Genomic DNA, 21310 nt, shown 5'->3' on the forward strand with positions numbered 1-21310 from the left:
GGAATCTAGAGTGGGGAGTCTAAGCCGCGACCGATCGAAGAGGCTGTTTCAAGACAATCGACTTACCCCTGCGAAACTGATGCTGGCTGAACGGCTTCCTGTTCCCACGATCGTCTTGCTTGAATTGCAAGCTGTTTTGCTCGAATCGTGCCGTATTTTTGAATCGAAAACTTGACGCTTTTGCGATCGGCTCCGCTGCCCCAGCACGCCTGCCAGTATTCGTATTCGTGTCCTTTGCGGAGCGAACTGGTTTTGCTTACGCCCACATAACCGCTTGTATTGCGAACGGTTTTTCGTCCGGCTTGAGAGACTGCGGGAAACTGCTCCAGCAATTCTTGATAGTAAGTTTGGGCGGCTTGCTGTGCTTTATTCTGTCCGCCATATTTACTGTCAGAAAAGAACTTTGCAACCTGTTTTCCCTGCCGTTTTAGCCTCACGTAATAGCCAAAATTATTTTTTTCAAACTGGTCGATCCGACTAATGCCCACCGTAACAATTTCACTTTTTAATAACACGTTTGCAGCTTTCATCCTATCGCATTGATCCAGGCCTTGTTGGGTTTGGCTGAGTGAGGCGTGAGCCAGAAGCAGAATGAGTTCGCGATCGCCTGACCTGTGTTGTTTAGCGATGGGATGCGTTGCAGTCTGTGCCTAACCTAGTTCGCTGTTTGAATCGAATTGTTGAATGGCAAGGTTTAATATCCCGCTCGGAAATCCAATCACTGCTGCCAGCAAAAACTCGCCTGCCACCCGCGCACCGCTTGCCAGCAAGCCATTATCAGATTCTCTTGCATAAACATCTGGATGCCTGAATTATCTGCGCGCCCCTTGAACCCTTGATCAGCAGCTTGAAACCATTCTCTAAACAATCACCTTGACTGCCCCAGCACAGGCTTTTGCCCGTTCTCTTGCCTGATCGATTGTTTCTCCCAGTGCCAGCGCAACTCCCATGCGGCGATTTTTGTGGCATTTCGGTTTGCCAAACAAACGTAGTTTGCTAGTCGGCACTTTCAGCGCATCCTGGACTCCGGTGAACTGAGGATTCTCGCCTGCGGTGTCTGCCAGAATCACGGCTGAGGCTCCGGGTTGAATTAGGTCGATCGATCCGATCGGCAATCCGGCAATGGCGCGAACGTGCAGCTCAAACTCCGAAAGATTCTGGCTGATCAGGGTGACCATGCCTGTGTCGTGCGGGCGCGGGCTGACTTCGCTGAAGTACACGATTTGTTCACCGCTTGGATCGCCTTCGATAAATAGCTCCACACCGAAGATGCCATAGCCGCCCAGGGCATCGGTAATTTTAGCGGCAATGTCCTGGCACTGTTTCAGCGTTGCTTCCGGCAATGGACAGGGCTGCCACGATTCGCGATAGTCGCCGCTAATTTGCAAATGACCGATCGGCGGACAAAAGTGAGTGCCATCGGTCGCCCGCACCGTGAGCAGCGTGATTTCGGTATGGAACTGAATAAAGCCTTCAACAATCACCCGTGCATTTTGGGTTCGTCCTCCCGCGTGGGCATATTCCCAGGCAGGGATAATTTCGGCTTCGGTGCGAATGGTGCTTTGTCCCTTACCTGAGGAACTCATTACGGGCTTCACCACACAGGGCAATCCCAGAGCGGCGATCGCGTCCTGATACTCGGCTTCGGTTTCGGCAAAGCGATAGGGAGAGGTGCGTAAGCCCAGGTCTTCTGCTGCCAGACGGCGAATGCCCTCCCGGTTCATGGTGAGATAAGTGGCTTTTGCGGTGGGAATGACGCGCCAGCCTTCCTGCTCCATCTCGATTAAAGTGGCGGTGGCGATCGCTTCAACTTCTGGCACAATCAAATCGGGCTGCTCCTGCTCGATGAGCTGACGAAGCTGATCACCGTCCAGCATCTTCATAACGTGCGATCGGTGGGCAATTTGCATTGCGGGGGCGTTCGCGTAGGCATCGACTGCAATGACCTCGATTCCCAGCCGCATCGCTTCGATCGCCACTTCTCGCCCCAGTTCTCCTGAACCCAGCAGCAGCAGGCGTTGAGCAGAGGGCGTGAGCGGTGTGCCCCAGGGTTGCCAGGGCAGAGCAGATGGGGATGGGCACATAGAAAATCTCGCGAAAGAAATTACAGATAATAAATGGCTCTATTAATCAATTTACAATTCCATTGGCAAGACTGAATCGAATTTCGAGATGTTGCCTGCAAAAAAATTGTTCAATTTCGTTCCACTTCTCAGAAATTGAGTTATCATCTCGCCAGAAGTTCTCTATATGTTGAGCCAAATTCCGGTTTGTAAAATCTGCGGTTTGAAACGTTATTAAATCGCTCAGGTAGCTTTACGGCGGAATTTGGGGTTTGCCGGGTCTAGTTTTCAGAACTTCACAAGTAGCGATCGAGTCCAAGAAGTCCAGAACAGGTCTTCCAGTTTCAAGGTTTTTATCTTGATAGGAGGATCAATTTCTGTCGTCATTCATTTTTCGCAAAGGATAGGACGATCTAAAGTGATTTAGATTGGGTATCCTGGATTAGCATAATGGTGGCTCAGAGTGGGTTGGACTGTTATCTAGTTTTGTCCTTGAGTTGACTTCAACTCATCCTCTCGGTATTTCTGCTTTCTTATTAAGCGATACGGATAGAAACGGTGGTTAGTAACCTCAAAAGTCTATTTTCCAAAAAAACAAAAGGAATCGGGGTCGAGTTAACGCCCGATCGCGTCAATGTTGCGCGGCTAAAGAAGAAGGGGCAGGGCTTTCAGCTAACCACCCTGGCTTCTGCAGAAGTGCCAGAGGGCGTGTTTCAAGAAGGACAAATTGTTGATTCGGCAGGCATGGCAGAAATTCTTCAGTCTTTGCTGGCAGAAAGCAAATTGAAAGTCAAACACGCTGCAACGGCAATTCCCAGCGGGCGGGACACGGTGACGCGCATCATTCCGGTTCCGGCTGAGCTGGACGATCGCGAACTGCGCGAAATGGTGTTGAACCAGGAAGCGGGATTGTATCTGCCGTTTCCCCGGGAGGAAGCTGACGTAGACTATCAAAAACTCGGCTTTTTCGTGGACGAAGATGGCATTGAGAAGGTGCAGGTCTTGCTGGTCGCAACCCGTAAAGAAGTAACTGATTCCTATCTCGATACCTTCCGGCAAGCGGGGCTAATTGTGGACGTGCTGGAAATCAGCAGCTTTTCGCTGATCCGCACGATTCGGCAGCAGTTGCGCCAGTTTTCGCCGCAGGAAGCCGCCGCGATCGTCGATATTCAGTTTGAAAACACCGAAATTTCGATCGTGGTAGATGGTGTACCGCAGTTTTCGCGCACTGTGCCGATCGGGACGTACCAAGTGCAAACGGCTCTGAGTCGGGCAATGAATCTGCCGCCGTCGCGCAATATCGATCTGCTTCAAGGCATGACGATTCCGATCGTGCCGATGGACAGTATGGGCACAACCGCTCCACCTAAGGGCGGTATGAATCCGGGTACGGCATCAATGCTGCGCGTTCTGGGCGAACTGGCAGACGAACTGCGCCGATCGATCGACTTTTATCACAACCAGGGCGAAAACATGGAAGTGGCTCAGCTCCTCCTGGCAGGACCAGGCGGGGCGATCGGGCAGCTTGATGAGTTTTTCTCCCAGCGGTTGAGTCTACCGACAAGCGCGGTTGATCCGGTGAATGCCCTATCGCTCGAAGTTGAGCAGGATATTCCGCTAATGCAGCGCGTGGGGCTGGGGGTCGTTCTGGGTTTGAGCTTACGGGAGGCGTGGTAAATGTATAGTCTCGATATCAACTTTCTTAGCGATCGCTCCGAGCGGCAGGCGGTCAAAGGTGTCCAGCGACGGGCAGTCGTGCGGGATGATCCGCGTCCAATCTACATTGGGGCAGCAGTCGGCGTTGCGTTGCTGGCACTCACGGGTGGAGCCTGGCTGCTGCTGCAAAACCAAAACCGTACCCTGGAACAACAGTCTGCTGAACTCGACAATCAGCTCGCCGCCCTTCGGGTGCAGCAGGGGGAAGTCAACAGCATTAATCAGCAGGTGCAAGCAATCGAGGCACAGAACCAAGCGCTCGCGACTGTGTTTGACCAGATTCGTCCCTGGTCTGCCATCTTGCAGGATGTTCGCTCACGGGTTCCTGGCAATGTGCAGATTCAGGCGATCGAGCAGCTTGAACCCGCACCCCCTCCGGCTGCCCCTGCGCCCAGTCCGAGTCCGGTAGCCAGCCCAAGTCCGGGAGCCAGTCCACAAGCCAGCCCTGTGCCTCAGGCAGCACCGCCCCCTGCTTCGGTTGGCGTGCCCAGAGTGCGAATTACTGGACAGGCGCGATCGTTTAATGATGTGAATGACTTTGTGCTGACGCTGCAACGATCGCCCTTTTTGGACAGCGAAGATGTGCGGCTAGTTGGTTCGCGGCTAATAGACAACGCGACGCAAATCGAGTTTTCGGGTCAGGGCGGCGGAGCGGTTACTGTGGAGCTACCGCAAGTGGTGGAATACACAATAGAGAGCAATCTGACCAGTTTGCCTGCGTCAGAGCTGCTGCGCGATTTGGAACGCACGCTGTCTGTAGGACTGGCTTCAAGAATTCAGGCACTTCGGGATAGAGGAGTTTTGAAACCATGACCGTTGGCGGAGATTTTATTCCTACAGAAGGTCGCGATCTGGAAGGACCGTCGTACCCCAAGGTGTTTGGCATTAGCCTCACGCCTACGGTCGGCGGTATTGCGCTGGCAGTTGCGGGAGCAGTCGGGGCTTATTTGCTCTGGGCGAATCTGGTGCAGCCTACGCTCGATCGTAACCAGCAGCTTCAGACCGATATTCAAAGTAAGCAGCAGGAACTTGCCAACTTGGGCGATGCTCAGCAGCAGATTGCTCAGGCGAGAGAACGGCTGCGATCGGCTCAGCAGCTTCAGGCAGATGTGCTGGGGCTATTTGCCACCGAGGAAAGCCTGGATACGCTTTTGCTGGATGTGAACGAGCGGGTGCAGTCTGTGAATGCGGGAATTCAAGACCCGGATCGACGGGCAAGACTTTCTCGGTTTAATTTTTTGCCCGATGCTTCCGGTCCGGTCACAGATGGCTCCCTCGGTGCAGCGGTGAATAACCAGCTCGAACGGCGGGTGTATGATGTCCAGGTTTTGGGGTCGTTCCCGCAGACGCAGTCGGTGATTCGCAACATCGAGCGGCTTCAGCCCTTGCTGGTCGTGGATAACTTCAGGTCCGAACTCGATCGCAGCACCCAGCGAATTGTGCTGAGTCCGCAAGGGCAAATTGTCCCGGCAGGGCAGCCCGAAACCCGCGTGGAGACTGGCTTCCGGCTGGAGGCTTTAGTGCCGATTAACCCACCTGGAGCCGCAAGAACTGCTCCGGCAGCGGCAAGCCCTCCAGCGCAGTAAAGGCTGTTTCCATTGCAAGAGCCTGAGGTGAAGTATCCAGATTAAAGGAAGTCGTTCCTAGAGGATGGTTAAGGAGTATGAGCGGTGCTGCATTGTCCCTAAATTTCCCTTCGGTGGGGGCTTTGAGAGTTGGGAGGAAGTCGGGTTTTCCCAAAATTAAAGGTCTGGGGGCAGCTTGAACCGCAAGCATGACTTTTCAAATCAAATATCCTCCGGGTCTGTCGGCAAGTTTAAGTGGATTTGCTTGCTATTGTGCGGGTTCGATTGTGTGTTTGATTGTGTGTGTTTGACCAGGGCATGACAGTTTTGTTTTCTTTCCAGTTGACCCATTGCCCGAAGGAGGAGTGAATCGTGAATCGGCATTATCAGTTTGGTGGAATTTTGGGGGGAAGCCTCCTGACAGGGGCAGCGATAATTTGCGTCTCGGCTCAGCCCGCTCGTGCGGCGGCAACCCAGATTACAAATGTACAGGTGAATCAAACCGATCGCGGAATGCAGGTAGTGCTGCAAACCCGTCAGGGCGATCGACCTCAGGTATTCACTGTGAATCGTGGCAATGCCCTGATCGCAGACTTAATTAATACTCAGCTCAGCCTGCCCGACAACAGCGGCTTTGTGCAAAACAATCCGGCTCCCGGGATCAGCTCGGTCAGCGTTGCCCAGCTTGACACAAACAGTGTGCGAGTTACCGTCAACGGCGGCAGCGGCACCCCCAATGGACAGATCAATCAGGGACAGCGTGGCATTGTGCTCAATGTCAATGGGGTTTCCGAAGGCAGCTCAGCCAATGACACCAGCAGCTCAACAGCGACGGCAATTCCCGTTCCTGCGCCTGAGGTGGCTCAAGCTCCGGCTGCTCCGGCTCCAGCTGCTCCGGCAGTTCCTCTCCCGAATGCGCCTGCGCCTGATGTGCTGGTTCCCAATCCTCAAGTGACGATCGAGGGAGTTCCGGTGGTGCAGCCCTCGCGTGAAGCAGCCCCGCCTTTGCTACCCAGAGCGGTTGCGCCGCCATTAGGCGATATTTCGGTTTCCAGTACAGATGCTGCCCCCGAAGAAATCAATCTGGGCACATCCGAAATTGTGCCGCGTCTGGTGCTGCGCGATGCTCCGGCACGGGAAGTTTTATCACTGCTGGCAAGGGCTGCGGGACTCAACGTAGCTTATCTTGATCAGGCAGTTCAAGCGCAAGGGCCGGGGCAAGCTGCGGCTCCAGCCGAAGGAGGGGGCGCACCGCAAGATGTGCGGATTTCCCTCGATATTGAAAATGAGCCAGTCCAGAATGTGTTCAACTACGTGCTGCGCGTCGCGAACCTACAAGCTAACCGTAGCGGCAGAACCATTTTTGTGGGAACGCTGCTTCCGGCATCTGCCCGAAACAACATTATTCGTACGCTGCGCCTGAATCAGGTCACAGCTGCCGCTGCTGCTTCTTTCCTCAGTGCTCAGGGTGCAGAAACCCAGCGGGTGGTTGAGTCCACGACTCGGACCGTGCAGGGTGAAGGCGCAAACCAGATTGTCACAAACAACACAACAACTCAGATTATTCCTCTGGCAGCAACGGCGGGGGCAGGTCCACTCCTGCTGAGAGGGTTATCGGTACTAACTGATGAACGGCTTCAGGCTGTCACGCTGGTGGGGACGCCCCAGCAGGTACAAGTCGCCGGGTCACTGCTGTCTCAGCTTGATTTGCGCCAGCGTCAGGTGGCAGTCAACATCAAAATTGTGGATGTCAACCTGGCAGCAACGGATAACCTCAACACCAGCTTCTCGTTTGGCGTGGGCGATACCTTTGTCTTGAGTGACGGGGGCAATGCCTTTATCAACTACGGCGGCAACAATCCGCCTAATGCAGCAACCGCAGGCAGCAACGTGCTGAGTCCACCCGCGATTCCTAACCCGTTTGCGGGCGGCAATACGTTCCTTGATGTTGATCAACCGGGTATCCGCATTCCGGGAACGACACCGGGAACAATTATCATTGATGAGCGAAACGGAACTGTGCGCCGTGTAGCAGCCGCAGCCGCAGCCGAGTTTTTGCGTCGTGTTGGCGGGGTTTCGACTGATCCCTTCGAGACTGGAATCACCGATGTTGAACTGGCAGAAGATACGGTGATTACAATCGACGAAGACGGCAACGCCAACGTTGAGCGAGGCGAAGTAGGAACTGCCGAATCGGGATTACCGTCGTTCTTCCGCTATCCGACGCGATTCCTGGCGAGCTTGCAAGCACAGGTTGTCAGCGGCAATGCCAAAATCCTGACCGATCCAACGCTGGTAATCCAGGAAGGACAGCAAGCCACCGTCAACCTGGGACAGGAAGTAATTTCCGAAACTGAAATTGAGCGTGTGGACACGCCCAGCGGCACAAGGGAACAGGTCAACATTATAAAAGCCGTCGCAGGACTCCAGCTCCAGGTAAATGTCAGCCGTATTGACGATAACGGGTTTGTCACCCTGGCGATCGCTCCTACTGTTTCGGCTCCAGTTGAAACGCGGCAAGTTGGAGATGGGGAGGTAACGCTACTCTCAGTACGGCAATTAACCTCCGGTCAGGTACGAATTCGAGACGGGCAAACCTTGATCTTGTCCGGTATTATTCAGGAAACCGATCGTACTTCCGTCAGCAAAGTACCAATTCTGGGCGATATTCCGATCCTGGGTGCGCTGTTCAGACGAACCAACCGCAACAACACGCGTCAGGAAGTGATCGTGCTGCTGACTCCACGTGTGCTCGATGATTCAGACTTCTCTTCTTTTGGCTATCGCTATACGCCTAGCCCAGAAGCCGATGAGATTTTACGCCGACAGGGGGTTCAGCTTCCCTAAGGCAACTCCGTTTCCCTTGAATTGAGAGTTAGGGGCGGTTCGGGCAACAGTCGTAACCGCTCAAACATCCTCTAAACGATCACGAGTTGATTTTCTGCCTCCGGTAACGGATCGATCGACTCGTGATTTTCAATCAGAAAGGATTAAAAGGATAAGGTCGATCGGTGTAATTCCTTCTCGAAATGATGCAAAACTTATTCCGCTCTGTTTTTGCTCAGGAGTGAGCAGCACGGGCTTCGCAAGACTTCTTCCTGATGGTAAAAACGTGAATTTCATAAGTATTTGTACACAGTTTTGCAGCTTTCTGCTGTCATAACCCCGTCGATCGGCAGGAATTTTTTAAAAAGTGCTTCAAATCTACATAAATTAAAGGTTTGATCGATCCATATTGGGGATCTTGCATTTAGAATAAAGCATTGAAAATTCGAGTTAACAAGGGTTTCAGCGATCGCTGTCTGATTTCCTTCTCGAATTCCACCGATTAGATCAACGATGCTAATTCGTGAGAGTCTAATCATTAACTTCGCTGATTACCATTGCAAGGAGATAACCATGAACAAAGGCGAACTAGTGGACAAGGTTGCAGAAAAAGCAAACGTCACCAAAAAGCAAGCTGATGCAGTTTTAACGGCTGCGATCGACTCCATTATGGAAGCAGTTTCCCACGGCGACAAAGTCACGCTAGTCGGCTTCGGTTCCTTTGAGCCACGTGAGCGCAAAGAGCGGGAAGGTCGCAACCCGAAAACCGGAGAAGCGATGCAAATCCCGGCAACGAAAGTGCCAGCATTCTCGGCTGGTAAACTGTTTAAGGAAATGGTGGGCAAATAACCCCACAAGCCGCGAACATCGTGCAACCATCACGCCGGATACCCGGACACGGGGGGAACTTAACCTGGGCAGCATCCCTGGCAGGCTGTTCCCCTTCTGAGATTTTGGATTTTTCTGCCAGCATTAATCCGCTCGGTCCACCTCAGTCTGCGATCGTCGCCATCCAGTCCAGCCTCCGCGATCTCTGCCACTATCCCGATCCGGGCTACACCTCCTTGCGGCAAGCTCTCGCAGCCACCCACGGCCTTTCCCCCGATTGGGTTCTCCCCGGCAACGGCTCTGCCGAGTTGCTGACCTGGGCAAGCCGCGAACTGGCAGAACTCAACGCCACCCATTTGCTCACCCCTGCCTTTGGCGACTACCTGCGGGCACTCCGGGCATTCGACGCCAAAATCGTCCCCTGTCCCATCGTCCTTCCCTCGTCCTCCGAACCAAGCAAGTCTGGCAAAGCGTTTTTGCTCAAAATCCAGAACGAACAGCAAACCTCGCCTCTACCGCCTACCCCCTCATCCCCTCTTCCCCTCACGCCTTCACTCCCCCATTCCTCCACCGGGCTTCTCCTCAACAACCCTCACAACCCCACTGGGCAACTGTTCGACCAACAATCCCTGCTGCCCCTGCTGGAACATTACGCGCTGGTCGTTGTGGATGAAGCGTTTATGGACTTTTTACCGCCGGACGAACAGCAAAGCCTGATCGATCGCATCACCGACTTTCCCAATCTGGTCATCCTTCGATCGCTCACCAAGTTTTACAGCTTTCCGGGACTGCGATTTGGCTATGTGATTGCTCACCCCGATCGCCTCGATCGCTGGCAGCAGTGGCGCGATCCCTGGTCGGTGAATACGCTAGCGGCGGTAGCAGCCGAGGCAGTTGTAACGGATGTTGCATTTCAGCAGCAAACCCTCGACTGGCTCCCGATCGCCCGAAACCAGCTTTATCGAGGACTGGCTGACCTGCCCGGTTTGTCTCCGCTGCCCGGTGCGGCAAATTTTTTGCTGGTCTGGTTCCAGGGGTCTACGATCGAATTGCAGCGCCAGCTTCTTCAGCAGCACAGAATCCTGATTCGCGACTGTACAAGTTTTCCTGAACTGGGCGATCGCTTCTTTCGCGTTGCGGTTCGCACCGAGTCTGAGAATAGACGATTGCTCGATGCCCTGGCTCAAGTGCTGCCTCATTCTATTTAGAAGTAACTGGTTTAGAAGTAACCGGTTTAGAAGTAACTGTCGTTCTGCCCCATCCTGCATCTTGATCTGCTCATGGCTGTAGACTATGACCTTGTGATTTTGGGCGGTACGACCGTTGCCCGATCGGTTGCCGCGCTTGCCTGTCGATTTCAGGCGCAGGTTGCTTTAGTGGAGCCACAGCCGCCTCGAGGGACTGATAATTTTCGGATGCTGTTGAGCGAATGGGCAAACCTGAGCTATCGGATAGAGCAGTTGCCCCGATCACAAGAAATGCCCCACCCTGCTCGGCTCACCTCCCCCCCCGAACTGCTCAACCTTGCTGCTCAAACTGCTCCAATACTGACCGAAACGCGAATGATCCAGCAGCAGCAGTCCCTCGATCAGCTTGCGGCGGCAGGAGTAGACGTAATTGTGGGGCAGGGTGAGTTTCACCGACTACCGCGCCTGGGCTACCGGGTGAACGGACGATCGCTCTCATCGCGGGCCTACCTGCTGGCACTGCCCGGTCTACCGATCTATCCTGCAATTCTTGGACTGGACGGAGCTACTGTTTTAACGCTGGATGCACTGGCTGAGTTTAAGGGAGAAACGCTGCCCAAACGAATTACAATTCTGGGAGACGACCCGCAGGCGATCGAATTCGCCCAGATCCTTCAGCGGCTTGGCGTACAGGTGACGCTGATTCAATCACGGTTTTTGCCCCAATTTGATCCGCAAGCAGTCCGGCTCATCCAGGCGCAGCTTGAAGCCGAAGGAGTTTCGCTCTTTACCGGAGTCAGCATCGAACAGGTTCAGACAACGAACTCTGGCATTCGGCTCTATGGACAGGATGCAAGTGGAAAAGCGCACTGCATTGAAGCAAATCTGCTATTGCTAGCAACAGCAAGACGGCTCGATCTGGCGCACCTGAAGCTAGAAGCGATCGGGGTGAAGTGGGCTCCAGACGGGGTAACAGTTAACCGTAGACTCCAGACGACCCATCCGCGTGTTTATGCCTGCGGCGAAACTCTAGGCGGATTCGCGCTGCCCCAGCTGGTTCGGGAAGAAGCCGATCTCGTTCTGCATAATGCGCTGTTTCTATCGCCGCGAAAGGTTCAGTCTCACCTTGTGCCCCGGACGCTGTTTACTGATCCGCAGATTGCTCAGGTGGGCATGAATCAGATAAAAGCCAGACGAACTTACGGCAAAGCGGTGCGGATCTTGACGACTTCGACCCAGACGATCACCAGAGCTTATCTTCAAGAAGAAATGGCTGGCTTCTGCACACTTATCCTGCGGCAGGACGGTAAAATTCTGGGGGCAACGATCGTTTCACCTCAGGCAAGTGAATGGATCAGTATTCTGACGCTGGCAATGCAGCAAAACTTGTCGATGGCGCAATTGGCGCAGCTGCCGATTCCATCCCCCACGTTTGCAGAGATGCTTCATGCCCTGACTTATACCTGGCGATACCAGAGATTAACGACCGGACAGCGCACCTGGCTCGATCGCTATTTTGATCTCCGTCGTTCCTGGTCTTCATAAGTCATTTTTTGAGTCACATCAACGGATTTTTCTCAACCCCTTCAACGGCGTCATCGCTTCGCCACACGTATAAAGGAACAACCTGCTCACACGTACTTCGAATAGCAGCATAGTGGGTATTGTGTTTCGGGCTCGGCTAAGTTTCTATCTGGCTAAAGTAATGCGATCAGCGCAAAACTAAAGCTCAGCTTCTTTTCTAGAGAATCAGCCTATTTTTTTCTGAATATTGATTAGTTCTTTCAATTAAAACGGCTTGAAATCTATACCTAAAATTCTCTGATGAAGTGAGAGTATCAGTTCTGCGAATCCCACTGAAAAAGTAGTCTAAGAGTTCAGCATATTTGCCGCTTTACGTCCTGTACCAAAAGGTAGAGAATGATAGATAAGCTTCCCTAACTGGGGGAGTAATTTAGTCATCAGTATGGCTACCTTAGAGTAGTCACCGTACCGCAATCCAGTCCACCTGATGAATCTTCACGAAACCCCGATGGCGCAGTTACTTGGTCAGCTTCAGCAATGGGAAACCCGCCGTACAGAGGCAAACGCCTTCTACAAGCAGGGAAAATATAAAGAATATCTCGATCTTTCCAGACAAAATCTCCGCCTTTCTAGAGAGATGCAAGACCGCACCAGAGAAGGTCATGCGCTCAACGATGTTGGCTTAGCCTACATTCACTGCTGGCAGCCTCAAAAGGCCCTTGAATTCTTCTATCAGGGACTTTCACGCACTCAGGAACTGGGCGATAACCAGGGCGAAGCAACGAGCTACTGCAATCTTGGCTCCTCCTACAATCATCTCGGACAGCTATCGTTGGCTCTAGAATTTTTTAGCCGAGCACTGCCTATTTTCAAGAGCCTGGGAGACACGCAGGGCGAAATCTCGACGTTGAACAATATTGCTCTGATTCATACTAAGTTGGATGAGCCGAAGCGTGCCCTGCTGTTGCATTATCAAATTCTGGCAATGCGTCGAATGTTGAGCGACTTCTCTGGTGAAGCGACTACCCTCAACGGCATTGGTTTTGCCTACACGGCAATGGGCAAGTCAGAGCAAGCCCTGGGCTTTTTCCAGGAGGCTCTATCGATCCAGCGGGCAATCAAAAACCTTTCGGGCGAGGCGACTACTCTCAACAACATTGCCTCGATCTACAGCGATATGGGTCAACCGAAAGAAGCACTGCTGTTGTATCACCAGATTCTGCTGACTCGCAAAGAAATGCGCGATCGATCGGGCGAGGCAAATACGCTGCACAACATCGGCTTTACCTACAGTCTGCTGGGCGAACGCAAGCAAGCACTCAGCTTCTATAACAAAGCCATTAACCGCTTCCGGGATTTGGGTGACTGTTTGGGCGAAATCTCAACCCTACTCAACATTGGCTCGGTTTATGCCACGATGAACCAGAAAGAATGGGCACAGTCCTACTACAAAGATGCTCGTAAGTTGAGCGAACAAATTGAGCACAAGCCTCTTGTTGAGCGGGTTAAACGCTTAATGGATGCGCTCTAAGGGCTGGAATCTCTTCAGGGTAGACGCGGTCTACCTTACCTAAACTTCTGATTCGTTATTAGTTTCATAAAATTCGTCTCATCGAGGTAGGTTTTGAGCCTACCTTTTTTGTTTTATCTCAGAGTTTTATCTCACAGTTCTGTTTCACACTTTTGATTCACGTTTGGTTTGGCTCACGGTTTGTATCCTGACGATCGCCTACGCTTCAGTTCCTCGATCGCGTTTATGCAGCCCGATTTATCCGTGTACTGACAGACTTTTTGCTACAAGCCCTCTCGCGTCCTTAGTAGTTCTGTGGCCAACCAGTGGTTCTGCGGCAAACTGCACTCAACTGCGAAACCTGTTCCTCTGGGGTAATTGCGTCTTGAACGCTAGCATTCTCGTATTGCCGTAGTTCCGCTGAGATAGTTAATTTAGTCTTGATAAAAATAACATTAACCAGGCGCATCCCTAGATTGGGGTAATGGGCATTCTAATGCTGTCAGTCTGCATCTTAATTCCTTGCTTGTATCCCGCGCATGATTCCCGTTTCTTCTGTTTCGACAGTTCCTACTTCCGGTCATGCCAGTGAAGCTGAGGCAACTAAAGTATTGCAAGCTTTAGCGCAAGACTCACAAAGCCTCCGGTTCAAAAAGCTGCTGATTTATAGCTGCACTGGAACCTGGGAGAGTGACACAGCTCGATTAGAGGCAGTTCAGTTTTCCGATTTGCTTCACACCCTGCGATCGCTGGCTCCCACTTGGCAGGAACTGCAAACCCGTCTAACAGAGGCAGCACATCATCTCAACAGACCAGCAGAGTATATCCTGGTTGCCCATACCCTCCTCGGCTTGCTGAAACCCATTTATCTGGACGCCGTGCTCATTCCTACGGTAGATCCTCAAATTTACGAGGCGATTGCCCAACAGCTCACGATCGATCCAGAGCCACTGCGCCTGAAGAAACTGCTCATCCTCGCCTGTACTCATCAGTGGGAGTCCGATCGAAAAACAATAGAGCAAACACCGCTTCTGCCGCTTATCCAAACGCTGCACAGCCTGACGCCAACCAAAACAGTTCTTTGTGTTCTGCTTGAGAACGTAGTGAAAACGCTGAGCAAATCCGCCCAATATCGCTTGCTTGCCGATCGTTTGATTCAAGCTTTCCAGCCTCTTTATTTCGACTCTGAAACCGTCGCAGCAGAACCAACGGTTTTGGAGGACACTCAGGCGGAGTGCTTTGAGGAGGACGCAACGAGCAGCTTGAATTCTCGCTCTGGTAGCACAAAATTTTCGACTATTGCAGAAGCAACAGCCGCACTCTCCGCGTTACTGCATGAACAAAACAAGCGATCGAATGGTGGATCTTCTGCGATCGCAGGCAAAACCCTGGCTTCCTCTAAGGGAAGTGACTTGCAGGGAAGTGACTTGAAGCCATCGAACCTGAGGTTGAGTGAACGATTTAGTCTGCGACAGAGCGTTGTGCAGGCAAGCAATCCACTTCGCACAAAAATTTTGCTGTTTTCTTTGCTGCACGAACCCTTTCAGCTACAGCAGCACGAAGGCATCCTGAAAGACTACGATCTCGATGACCTCCTGAAAATGACAATGCAGACCTATCGTCAGGCGGCTTACCTCAACACTGCGCTGGGTCAAATTGTTAAACAATTGCCTAATCCCCAGGCTTATCAGCCATCAATCGATGCATTGCTACAAGCAGTCCAACAGTTTTCGTCTGGCTCATCTGCTCTGCCTGCGAATGGTGATGCCTCAGGAGCCACTCAGCCGGAGTTTTCCCAGCTTACCAGTCCCCTGCCCCATACTGCGGCTCCCACTCAGACTGCTCCCACTCCATCTCCATCTCCATCTCCATCTGTCTTCCCTGACGGCGATCGGCTGAGATGATCAACCCTATCACCGAACCAACCTATGAATGAAGCTATCAAAGCAGCCGATCTGCTCAGGCAGTATGGTGTAGGCAAAACGAACTTTAATGGGGTACGGCTGGCACTATCGGATTTGGCTGAAGCGGATTTGATTGGGATTGATCTCAGCCAGGCAGACCTCCAGCGTACCGTTTTGCGATTTGCCTATCTCAACCGAGCGAAGCTGAGCAAGGCAAACCTGACTGCCAGTAAGCTGAGCGGCGCAAACCTGACCCAAGCAGAACTTACAGGCGCGATTCTCAAAGACGCTGACCTGCATGGAGCCATTCTTGCAGGAGCAGACCTTCGCAGTGCGGATTTATCGCTGGCTAACCTGCTGGATGCGAATCTACAGAATGCAGATCTACGAAATGCTCAGCTTGGCGGCGCAAATTTAACCGGAGTCTGTTTGCGCGGGGCAAACCTGCGCCAAGAGAATCATCGCTACACGGTGAACCTACGCGGAGCTACGCTGAGAAAAGCTGATTTGCGCGGCGCAAACCTGACCGGAGCGGATTTGTCGCGAGTTGATCTGCGCGGCGCAGATTTAAGTGAGGCAATCCTGCGCGGAGTTGATTTGAGCAATGCTGACCTGACTGAGGCAAATCTACACAATGCTTCTCTGACCGAAGCCAATCTGACGCGATCGATTCTACGAGGTGCATCGCTGATTAATGCCCGTCTGGAGCGATCGATCCTGGTTGAGGCAGATATGGCAAGCGTCAGCCTGCAAGGGGCATTGCTAGCAGATACCAAACTGACCAACGCTCATCTGGCAAAAGCAAATCTCACTGCCGCCCGTCTACCTCGCGCCGACCTGAGCCGTACTAATTTCTGGCAGGCAATCTTGTGCGAGGCCCAGCTTGTGGACGCCTACCTTGCCAGAGCGAATCTGATGCAGGCGAATTTAGCAAATGCCAACCTGACCAGAGCCGAGTTAAGCAGCACCAATTTGCAAGGGGCAATTTTACAGGGGGCAACAATGCCGGACGGTAGCCCTCATCCCTGACATTATTTATCACCCAACTTTCGGGAATGGGTATTAAACTTCTACAATTACTTAGCTTAAGGAAAAGTCTATGGATTTAGTACACTAGATCTATAGATAAACAAATCACTCCAGTTAAAAATATGGTTGCTTATACCCTTCCAGAACGCCCCGATCTAATCTTTTCTGTTCGTGGCAAAGATTCCGAGAAATCCCGTCAGCAGGCGATGGAGCAGCTTCACCACCGGATTGAGAACGAAGAGATCCCGGCTGATGCGTTCCCCAATGGGGTAGATCCTTCGGACTTTATTGAAGTTGATAGCAGTAAAATGAACCAGCCGCAAGCCTTAGACGAAAACAACGAAGTGCTGCAAGCCGTCCAAACCCTTTCTAATCTGGCACTGCTTAAGATTGACCTGGAAAAAGACCGGCAGGCTGCGCTCGAAGTGTACGACGTGATCAATCGCTTACTGTTTGGCAGCGAACCCGTTGAGGAAGAAGAGATTGATAGCCTGAAGCAGGGCTTCAAAACGCTGAAAGTTTTTGCACAAAATCACATTAAGCTGCAATCTTCTCTTCCTCAGGCAGAAGCGGCCCGCGATTTGCTGAACCAGGCGCTCTACGGCGAATCTGCTACTGTCGAAAAGTCAAATCCCAAGACGGCTAAAGCAGATAAAGCAGCGGATAAAGCAGATAAAGCAAAAGGCGACAATAGTCGAACTTAAGCAAGGATGAACTCTCTTTGACCCATACGGCAGCAGAAAAACGGGCATTGCTTGCCCAAATTGCTTACCAAGAAGGAAAGGTAGGGCGGCAGGGCAATGAACAAAAAGCTGGAGCAGAAATCGAGCGATACCTGAATGTTTTTCGAGCAGAATTCAACGCGATCGCTTGCACCACAAAATATTCTGACAAGACGATCGGTTTTGATTGGTGCTGTGCTTTTGTTTACTACTGCTGTCTTCAGTCAGGCTTTTCTCCGCCGATTCAGCCCATTCTCGATCGTCGTTCAACGCTGGGATTTGTCAGCCTGTGGTACGAATGGGCAAACTTTCTCGAAAATCAGTTCTATTGCTCAGCAAACCGCTCTGACTTTGAACCCAAATCAGGCGATATTGTGCTGTTCGATCGCCTGCTTGAACCCGTTGCGCTCGATCACATTGGGATTGTGGTAAAGCGATCGGGAGAAATCATAACTGCTGAAGGCAATGTGAATAATCGATCGGGGATTTTTCACCGACCTTTTGATCAGCATATCAACGGATACATTCGGCTAATTTAGCGCTGATGGTTTTTAGCGCTGATGGTTAAGGATTAGGCGGCACAATCTCCGTTACCACTCGCCCACCGCTGACCACCACTGTCCGGTTTTGCAATCGACCTACTGCTCTTGGACCACGTACCGTAGCAGGTGGATCTGCCTGGTTGTAAACGACATTGCCTTCTGCCACGAGCTGCTGGGTGGGGATCGTCCAGACCAGGGTATCGGATGCCAGATCAGAGTCATTGCGCTGCCCGATCGCCCGAACATTACCCGTAAAGCGAGCCACTCTTGGTTCTAAGTCCATTCTGGCGCGATCGGCAGTCAGGGTAGTTTGCTCCTGCTGATGCACCACGGTCACGGGCTGATCGGCTTCGATCGTTTGCCGTTTCAGATTCCAGATCAGCGAGTTGCCTGTTACCAGCAGGGGCGGATCGACGGTGAGCACACGGGCATTTTTGCGAAGGGTAGCGACACGGCTGCCGATTAGCACTTCTGCGGTGTCTCCGTTTGCCTGATCGGTAACTTGTGTATTATTGGCAATGCGCTGCGCCTGGACGGGGCGATCGCTCACCAGCCGATCCTGCTGCATTAGCCATACCATCTTCTCTCCCTGAAGCTTGAGCTTCGGTTCGTCGCGTGTTTCCGCAAAAATATTGCCCGATAGCTCAACGCGCTGCTGTCGTCGCTGAACTCTGCCCTCATTTGCGCTGAGGATCAACTTTGGATGGGTTCCGCGCAGGTTGCCGCGCACAATCATCAGATCTTGTTTGGGTCGCCACTCCAGCTCGTTACCGCGCATCACTGCTCCACTCTCAACATCGGTTGCAACGACATCGCCGCGCAGAAAAATGCGGTTGCCATCCTGTCGAATTTCCCCTTCTTTTGCCTGAATCTTGTAGGCAGGTTTGCCATCTTGATACAGTTCACCGCTCGGACTCTGAACTTTTGCGAGCTGCTTATCGGGCGTATAGACTGCCTGTTTTGCCCTCACCTTCCAGAGGGTTTGTCCTTTTTCATCGGGCTGCTCCAGCGTAATGTTGTTAAACGTGAGGTTGGGATCAACTTGCTGCGCGGCGGCTGTGTCTTCTGCCAACCGGTTTGCGCCGCGGCTCTCCTGCCGACAGCTTCCCAGCCCAAGCAACACCAGCAGCACACAAGGCAGCCCGATCGTCTTTATCCAGCCCATGCTTTTTTGATCCCAGACTTTGTTTTGATCCCAGGCTTTGATCTCAGGCGGCATTGCTTATGCCATCCAGCATCTTGCCCTGGCAATCTGAATGTAGCAGACGCTTGTCCCGGGAAAAAGCTCCCAGAATTCTCGTGCTACGGCTCAAACGATGGCTTGTCTTCTGGCTCCTCAACCAAGCCAATGCCACTGAGCGGACGATAGGTATAGCCCTGGCGCGGCGTTTTTTGAATGTCTTCTTTGATCGAGTCAAGGTCAATATAGCGATCGGCAACGTTAATCAAACTGTCGCTGGTCATCGATCGCAGGCTCACTACCTCAACTCGCACTCCCCGATAGCTCACCGCATCCACGGCATACGCCAGATCGCCATCGCCGCTCACCAGAACCGCCGTATCGTAGGAACCCACCAATGCCATCATATCAACGGCTATCTCGACGTCTAAATTTGCCTTCTTGGAGCCATCTGGAAGCTGCACCAGATCTTTAGAAATCACGCGATAGCCGTTGCGCCGCATCCACAGGAGAAATCCCTGCTGTTTTTCATTTGTACGATCGACCCCGGTGTAGAAAAACGATCGCAGCAGCCGTGATCCCGCCGTCAAACGACAAAGCAGCTTGGTGTAATCAATCTCAATGCCAAGCTGGAGAGCGGCATAGAACAGATTAGAACCATCGATAAAGATAGCAACTCTTCCCCGATTTTCTAGAACCTGTTCCGGTGTGAATATAGAATTGTTTTCGCCATGATGGTTATTGTTACTGAACATGATTTGTTAAACCTCAAAAATTTTATTAAGGGGAAATTAAATCAGCTAAATTCTTAATAAGTTACCTGTAAACAGGCGATCGTTCCTATCCTAAAACAGAAAAATCAAACAGCGTTCTCAGGCAGCTCTAACCGCTGAAAAACAGGTTGCGCTGCACCAAGCTCCTGCCCTGGCGATAAAATGCCCCATTGAGAATGCACCGCAAAAGGCACAACGGTTCCAGTGTCTTTTTGATTGAAATCAACCTGGTAGCCAAGCTGCTGATAAATCGCGTTGCTCAATCCTGGAATAATCGGTGACAGCAAGTAGGCACTAAGGCGAACTGTTTCCAGAACGCTATAAAGTACCTGCTCAACTTCGGCTTGTTTGCCCTGCTTGTAGAGCGTCCAGGGAGCCTGCTCGTCAATGAACTTGTTGCTCACGCGAACCAGCATTAGAACGGCTTCGCACCCCTGACTAAAGCCCAGCCTTTCAAAGGCTTCCTGCACTTGCTGTCCTAACCCCTCACCCTTCGATCGCAGCAGGTTATCTTCTGGAATAGCGGCGGGATCAAGTTTAGGGATCTGTCCATGGCAGTATTTTTGTGCCATTTTCAGCGTCCGATTGAGCAAATTGCCCAGGTCGTTTGCCAGATCTGCATTCAGGATGTTGATAAAGCGCGTTTCGTTGAAGTCGCCGTCGCGTCCAAACTCGATCTCCTTCAGGAAGTAATAGCGCACGGCATCAGAGCCATAGCGATCGGTTAGGGCAACAGGGTCGATCGTATTCCCCAGGCTCTTGCCCATCTTTTGCCCGTCCTTAGTAAGGAAGCCGTGCCCAAATACCCGATGGGGAACCTCTAGCCCTGCCGCCATGAGCATCGCAGGCCAGTAGACCGCATGAAAGCGCAGAATATCTTTGCCGATTAAATGGGTATTGATGGGCCACCATTTTGCCAGCGCGTTTGCCAGCGTCGGCGCGTCTTCGGGTTGTAAGAGTGCGGTCACATAACCCAGCAGCGCGTCAAACCAGACGTAAATCACATGGCTAGGGTCTTCAGGAATCGGAAAGCCCCAGTCAAAGTTGACCCGCGAGATAGAAAAGTCTTGCAAGCCGCGCTCGACAAAGGCAAAGACCTCGTTGCGCCGACTCTCAGGCTGAATAAATTCGGGACGATCGCGGTAAAGCTGCTCTAGCTTACCCTGATAACTGGACAACCGGAAGAAATAGTTTTGTTCGTCCCGCCATTCGGCTTCTTTATTGGTATGGATGGCGCAACGATGACCCTCCAGCAGCTCTCGCTCCTCTTTAAACTCCTCACAGGAAACGCAGTACCAGCCCTGCTGCCGCCCCAAGTAAATGTCACCCTGATCCCAGACGCGCTGAAAGAACTCTTTGACGATCGCCTCATGCTTGGGGGAGGTTGTGCGAATAAAGCGATCGACCTGAATATTAAGCCGTTCCCATAGGGAAAGGAAGCTTTCAACAATTAAATCGCAGTGTTCTTGAGGCGATCGTCCGGCGGCTTCTGCGGTGCGCTGGATTTTCTGCCCGTGTTCATCCGTTCCTGTAATGAGCAAGACAGGCTTGCCTAGGAGTCGCTGAAACCGAACTGCAACATCGGCAGCGATCGTTGTATAAGCACTGCCTATATGAGGAACATCATTGACATAATAAAGCGGAGTTGTAATGGCAAAGGGAGCCTGAGGGTTTGTATTAAAGGTCATAAATTAAAGAATACCCTGAAAATATTTATCAAATATACCCGACGGTTGTTGTGATTCATCCCTAATTAAGGGAAAGCTGCTTGAGTCTTCTCAGCAGGTCAAGATCTTTGACTAAAGTTAAGCCTACAAGTAACAATTCCTGCTTAAAGTTCTACTTTTACTAAAAGTCGTAAATCAAATGTATGTTACTTCTACAATTGAACAATTAATGTTTCATCGGTCTTAAAGGGCATTTTTCCTGAGTAAAGAGCCG

17 protein-coding genes are annotated in these 21310 nt (G+C 51.9%); 12 read left to right on the forward strand and 5 right to left on the reverse strand.

Annotated features, from left to right (window positions below; all coding sequences use genetic code 11):
* Window positions 1–62: 62 nt before the first annotated feature.
* Window positions 63–530 (reverse strand): AP2/ERF family transcription factor, encoded by a 468-nt coding sequence (locus NDI45_RS04540; protein ID WP_190791396.1) that lies wholly within the window; start codon window positions 528–530, stop codon window positions 63–65.
* A gap of 330 nt (window positions 531–860) precedes the next feature.
* Window positions 861–2084 (reverse strand): formate-dependent phosphoribosylglycinamide formyltransferase, encoded by a 1224-nt coding sequence (gene purT, locus NDI45_RS04545; protein WP_190791397.1) that lies wholly within the window; start codon window positions 2082–2084, stop codon window positions 861–863.
* A 537-nt stretch (window positions 2085–2621) separates the two neighbouring features.
* Here purT and pilM point away from each other — a divergent pair.
* The 12 genes from pilM to NDI45_RS04605 all read left to right on the forward strand — a co-directional run bounded on the left by pilM (window position 2622) and on the right by NDI45_RS04605 (window position 17413).
* On the forward strand, window positions 2622–3740 hold the full coding sequence (gene pilM / locus NDI45_RS04550; protein WP_190791398.1) for a type IV pilus assembly protein PilM: 1119 nt from the start codon (window positions 2622–2624) through the stop codon (window positions 3738–3740).
* On the forward strand, window positions 3741–4592 hold the full coding sequence (locus NDI45_RS04555) for a PilN domain-containing protein (RefSeq protein WP_190791399.1): 852 nt from the start codon (window positions 3741–3743) through the stop codon (window positions 4590–4592).
* Window positions 4589–5365, forward strand: a complete 777-nt coding sequence (locus tag NDI45_RS04560) for a pilus assembly protein PilO (protein WP_190791400.1) — start codon at window positions 4589–4591, stop codon at window positions 5363–5365. The genes NDI45_RS04555 and NDI45_RS04560 overlap by 4 nt, the downstream gene beginning before the upstream one ends.
* Window positions 5366–5716: 351 nt before the next feature.
* Window positions 5717–8191, forward strand: coding sequence for an AMIN domain-containing protein (locus NDI45_RS04565; protein WP_348246590.1), 2475 nt, complete (start codon window positions 5717–5719; stop codon window positions 8189–8191).
* 552 nt (window positions 8192–8743) lie between these two features.
* Window positions 8744–9019 (forward strand): HU family DNA-binding protein, encoded by a 276-nt coding sequence (locus NDI45_RS04570; RefSeq protein WP_190791402.1) that lies wholly within the window; start codon window positions 8744–8746, stop codon window positions 9017–9019.
* Between the two features lie 20 nt (window positions 9020–9039).
* Window positions 9040–10206: a threonine-phosphate decarboxylase CobD gene (gene cobD / locus NDI45_RS04575; RefSeq protein WP_190791403.1), complete on the forward strand. Its 1167-nt coding sequence runs from the start codon at window positions 9040–9042 to the stop codon at window positions 10204–10206.
* A 72-nt stretch (window positions 10207–10278) separates the two neighbouring features.
* A complete protein-coding gene (locus NDI45_RS04580; protein WP_348246593.1) occupies window positions 10279–11730 on the forward strand; it encodes an NAD(P)/FAD-dependent oxidoreductase in 1452 nt (483 codons plus the stop codon).
* A 487-nt stretch (window positions 11731–12217) separates the two neighbouring features.
* Window positions 12218–13240: a tetratricopeptide repeat protein gene (locus tag NDI45_RS04585; RefSeq protein ID WP_190791405.1), complete on the forward strand. Its 1023-nt coding sequence runs from the start codon at window positions 12218–12220 to the stop codon at window positions 13238–13240.
* A 518-nt stretch (window positions 13241–13758) separates the two neighbouring features.
* Window positions 13759–15123 (forward strand): hypothetical protein, encoded by a 1365-nt coding sequence (locus NDI45_RS04590; protein ID WP_348246596.1) that lies wholly within the window; start codon window positions 13759–13761, stop codon window positions 15121–15123.
* A gap of 24 nt (window positions 15124–15147) precedes the next feature.
* The gene (locus NDI45_RS04595) at window positions 15148–16152 is read left to right on the forward strand and encodes a pentapeptide repeat-containing protein (protein ID WP_199296480.1); all 1005 of its coding nucleotides are present in this window, start codon (window positions 15148–15150) and stop codon (window positions 16150–16152) included.
* 122 nt (window positions 16153–16274) lie between these two features.
* The gene (locus NDI45_RS04600) at window positions 16275–16856 is read left to right on the forward strand and encodes a hypothetical protein (protein ID WP_348246599.1); all 582 of its coding nucleotides are present in this window, start codon (window positions 16275–16277) and stop codon (window positions 16854–16856) included.
* Between the two features lie 17 nt (window positions 16857–16873).
* The gene (locus NDI45_RS04605; protein WP_348246601.1) at window positions 16874–17413 is read left to right on the forward strand and encodes a CHAP domain-containing protein; all 540 of its coding nucleotides are present in this window, start codon (window positions 16874–16876) and stop codon (window positions 17411–17413) included.
* A gap of 25 nt (window positions 17414–17438) precedes the next feature.
* Here NDI45_RS04605 and lptC read toward each other — a convergent pair whose 3' ends face one another.
* The 3 genes from lptC to metG all read right to left on the reverse strand — a co-directional run bounded on the left by lptC (window position 17439) and on the right by metG (window position 21057).
* A complete protein-coding gene (gene lptC / locus NDI45_RS04610) occupies window positions 17439–18635 on the reverse strand; it encodes an LPS export ABC transporter periplasmic protein LptC (protein WP_348246603.1) in 1197 nt (398 codons plus the stop codon).
* Between the two features lie 83 nt (window positions 18636–18718).
* The gene (locus NDI45_RS04615) at window positions 18719–19351 is read right to left on the reverse strand and encodes an NYN domain-containing protein (RefSeq protein WP_348246605.1); all 633 of its coding nucleotides are present in this window, start codon (window positions 19349–19351) and stop codon (window positions 18719–18721) included.
* Between the two features lie 104 nt (window positions 19352–19455).
* Complete coding sequence (gene metG / locus NDI45_RS04620; RefSeq protein ID WP_348246607.1) at window positions 19456–21057, reverse strand: methionine--tRNA ligase; 1602 nt, start codon at window positions 21055–21057, stop codon at window positions 19456–19458.
* Window positions 21058–21310 lie beyond the last annotated feature (253 nt).

The sequence above is a fragment of the Leptolyngbya sp. GB1-A1 genome (assembly GCF_039962475.1).
GTDB lineage: Bacteria > Cyanobacteriota > Cyanobacteriia > Elainellales > Elainellaceae > Leptolyngbya_A.

Bases quoted from the DNA above. Each gene is read 5' to 3' on its own strand.
- lptC (WP_348246603.1), bottom strand. From the start codon at position 18,635: ATGCCGCCTGAGATCAAAGCCTGGGATCAAAACAAAGTCTGGGATCAA.
- metG (WP_348246607.1), bottom strand. From the start codon at position 21,057: ATGACCTTTAATACAAACCCTCAGGCTCCCTTTGCCATTACAACTCCG.
- NDI45_RS04580 (WP_348246593.1), top strand. From the start codon at position 10,279: ATGGCTGTAGACTATGACCTTGTGATTTTGGGCGGTACGACCGTTGCC.
- NDI45_RS04600 (WP_348246599.1), top strand. From the start codon at position 16,275: ATGGTTGCTTATACCCTTCCAGAACGCCCCGATCTAATCTTTTCTGTT.
- NDI45_RS04570 (WP_190791402.1), top strand. From the start codon at position 8,744: ATGAACAAAGGCGAACTAGTGGACAAGGTTGCAGAAAAAGCAAACGTC.
- NDI45_RS04560 (WP_190791400.1), top strand. From the start codon at position 4,589: ATGACCGTTGGCGGAGATTTTATTCCTACAGAAGGTCGCGATCTGGAA.
- NDI45_RS04590 (WP_348246596.1), top strand. From the start codon at position 13,759: ATGATTCCCGTTTCTTCTGTTTCGACAGTTCCTACTTCCGGTCATGCC.
- purT (WP_190791397.1), bottom strand. From the start codon at position 2,084: ATGTGCCCATCCCCATCTGCTCTGCCCTGGCAACCCTGGGGCACACCG.
- NDI45_RS04585 (WP_190791405.1), top strand. From the start codon at position 12,218: ATGGCGCAGTTACTTGGTCAGCTTCAGCAATGGGAAACCCGCCGTACA.
- NDI45_RS04595 (WP_199296480.1), top strand. From the start codon at position 15,148: ATGAATGAAGCTATCAAAGCAGCCGATCTGCTCAGGCAGTATGGTGTA.
- NDI45_RS04615 (WP_348246605.1), bottom strand. From the start codon at position 19,351: ATGTTCAGTAACAATAACCATCATGGCGAAAACAATTCTATATTCACA.
- NDI45_RS04540 (WP_190791396.1), bottom strand. From the start codon at position 530: ATGAAAGCTGCAAACGTGTTATTAAAAAGTGAAATTGTTACGGTGGGC.
- NDI45_RS04555 (WP_190791399.1), top strand. From the start codon at position 3,741: ATGTATAGTCTCGATATCAACTTTCTTAGCGATCGCTCCGAGCGGCAG.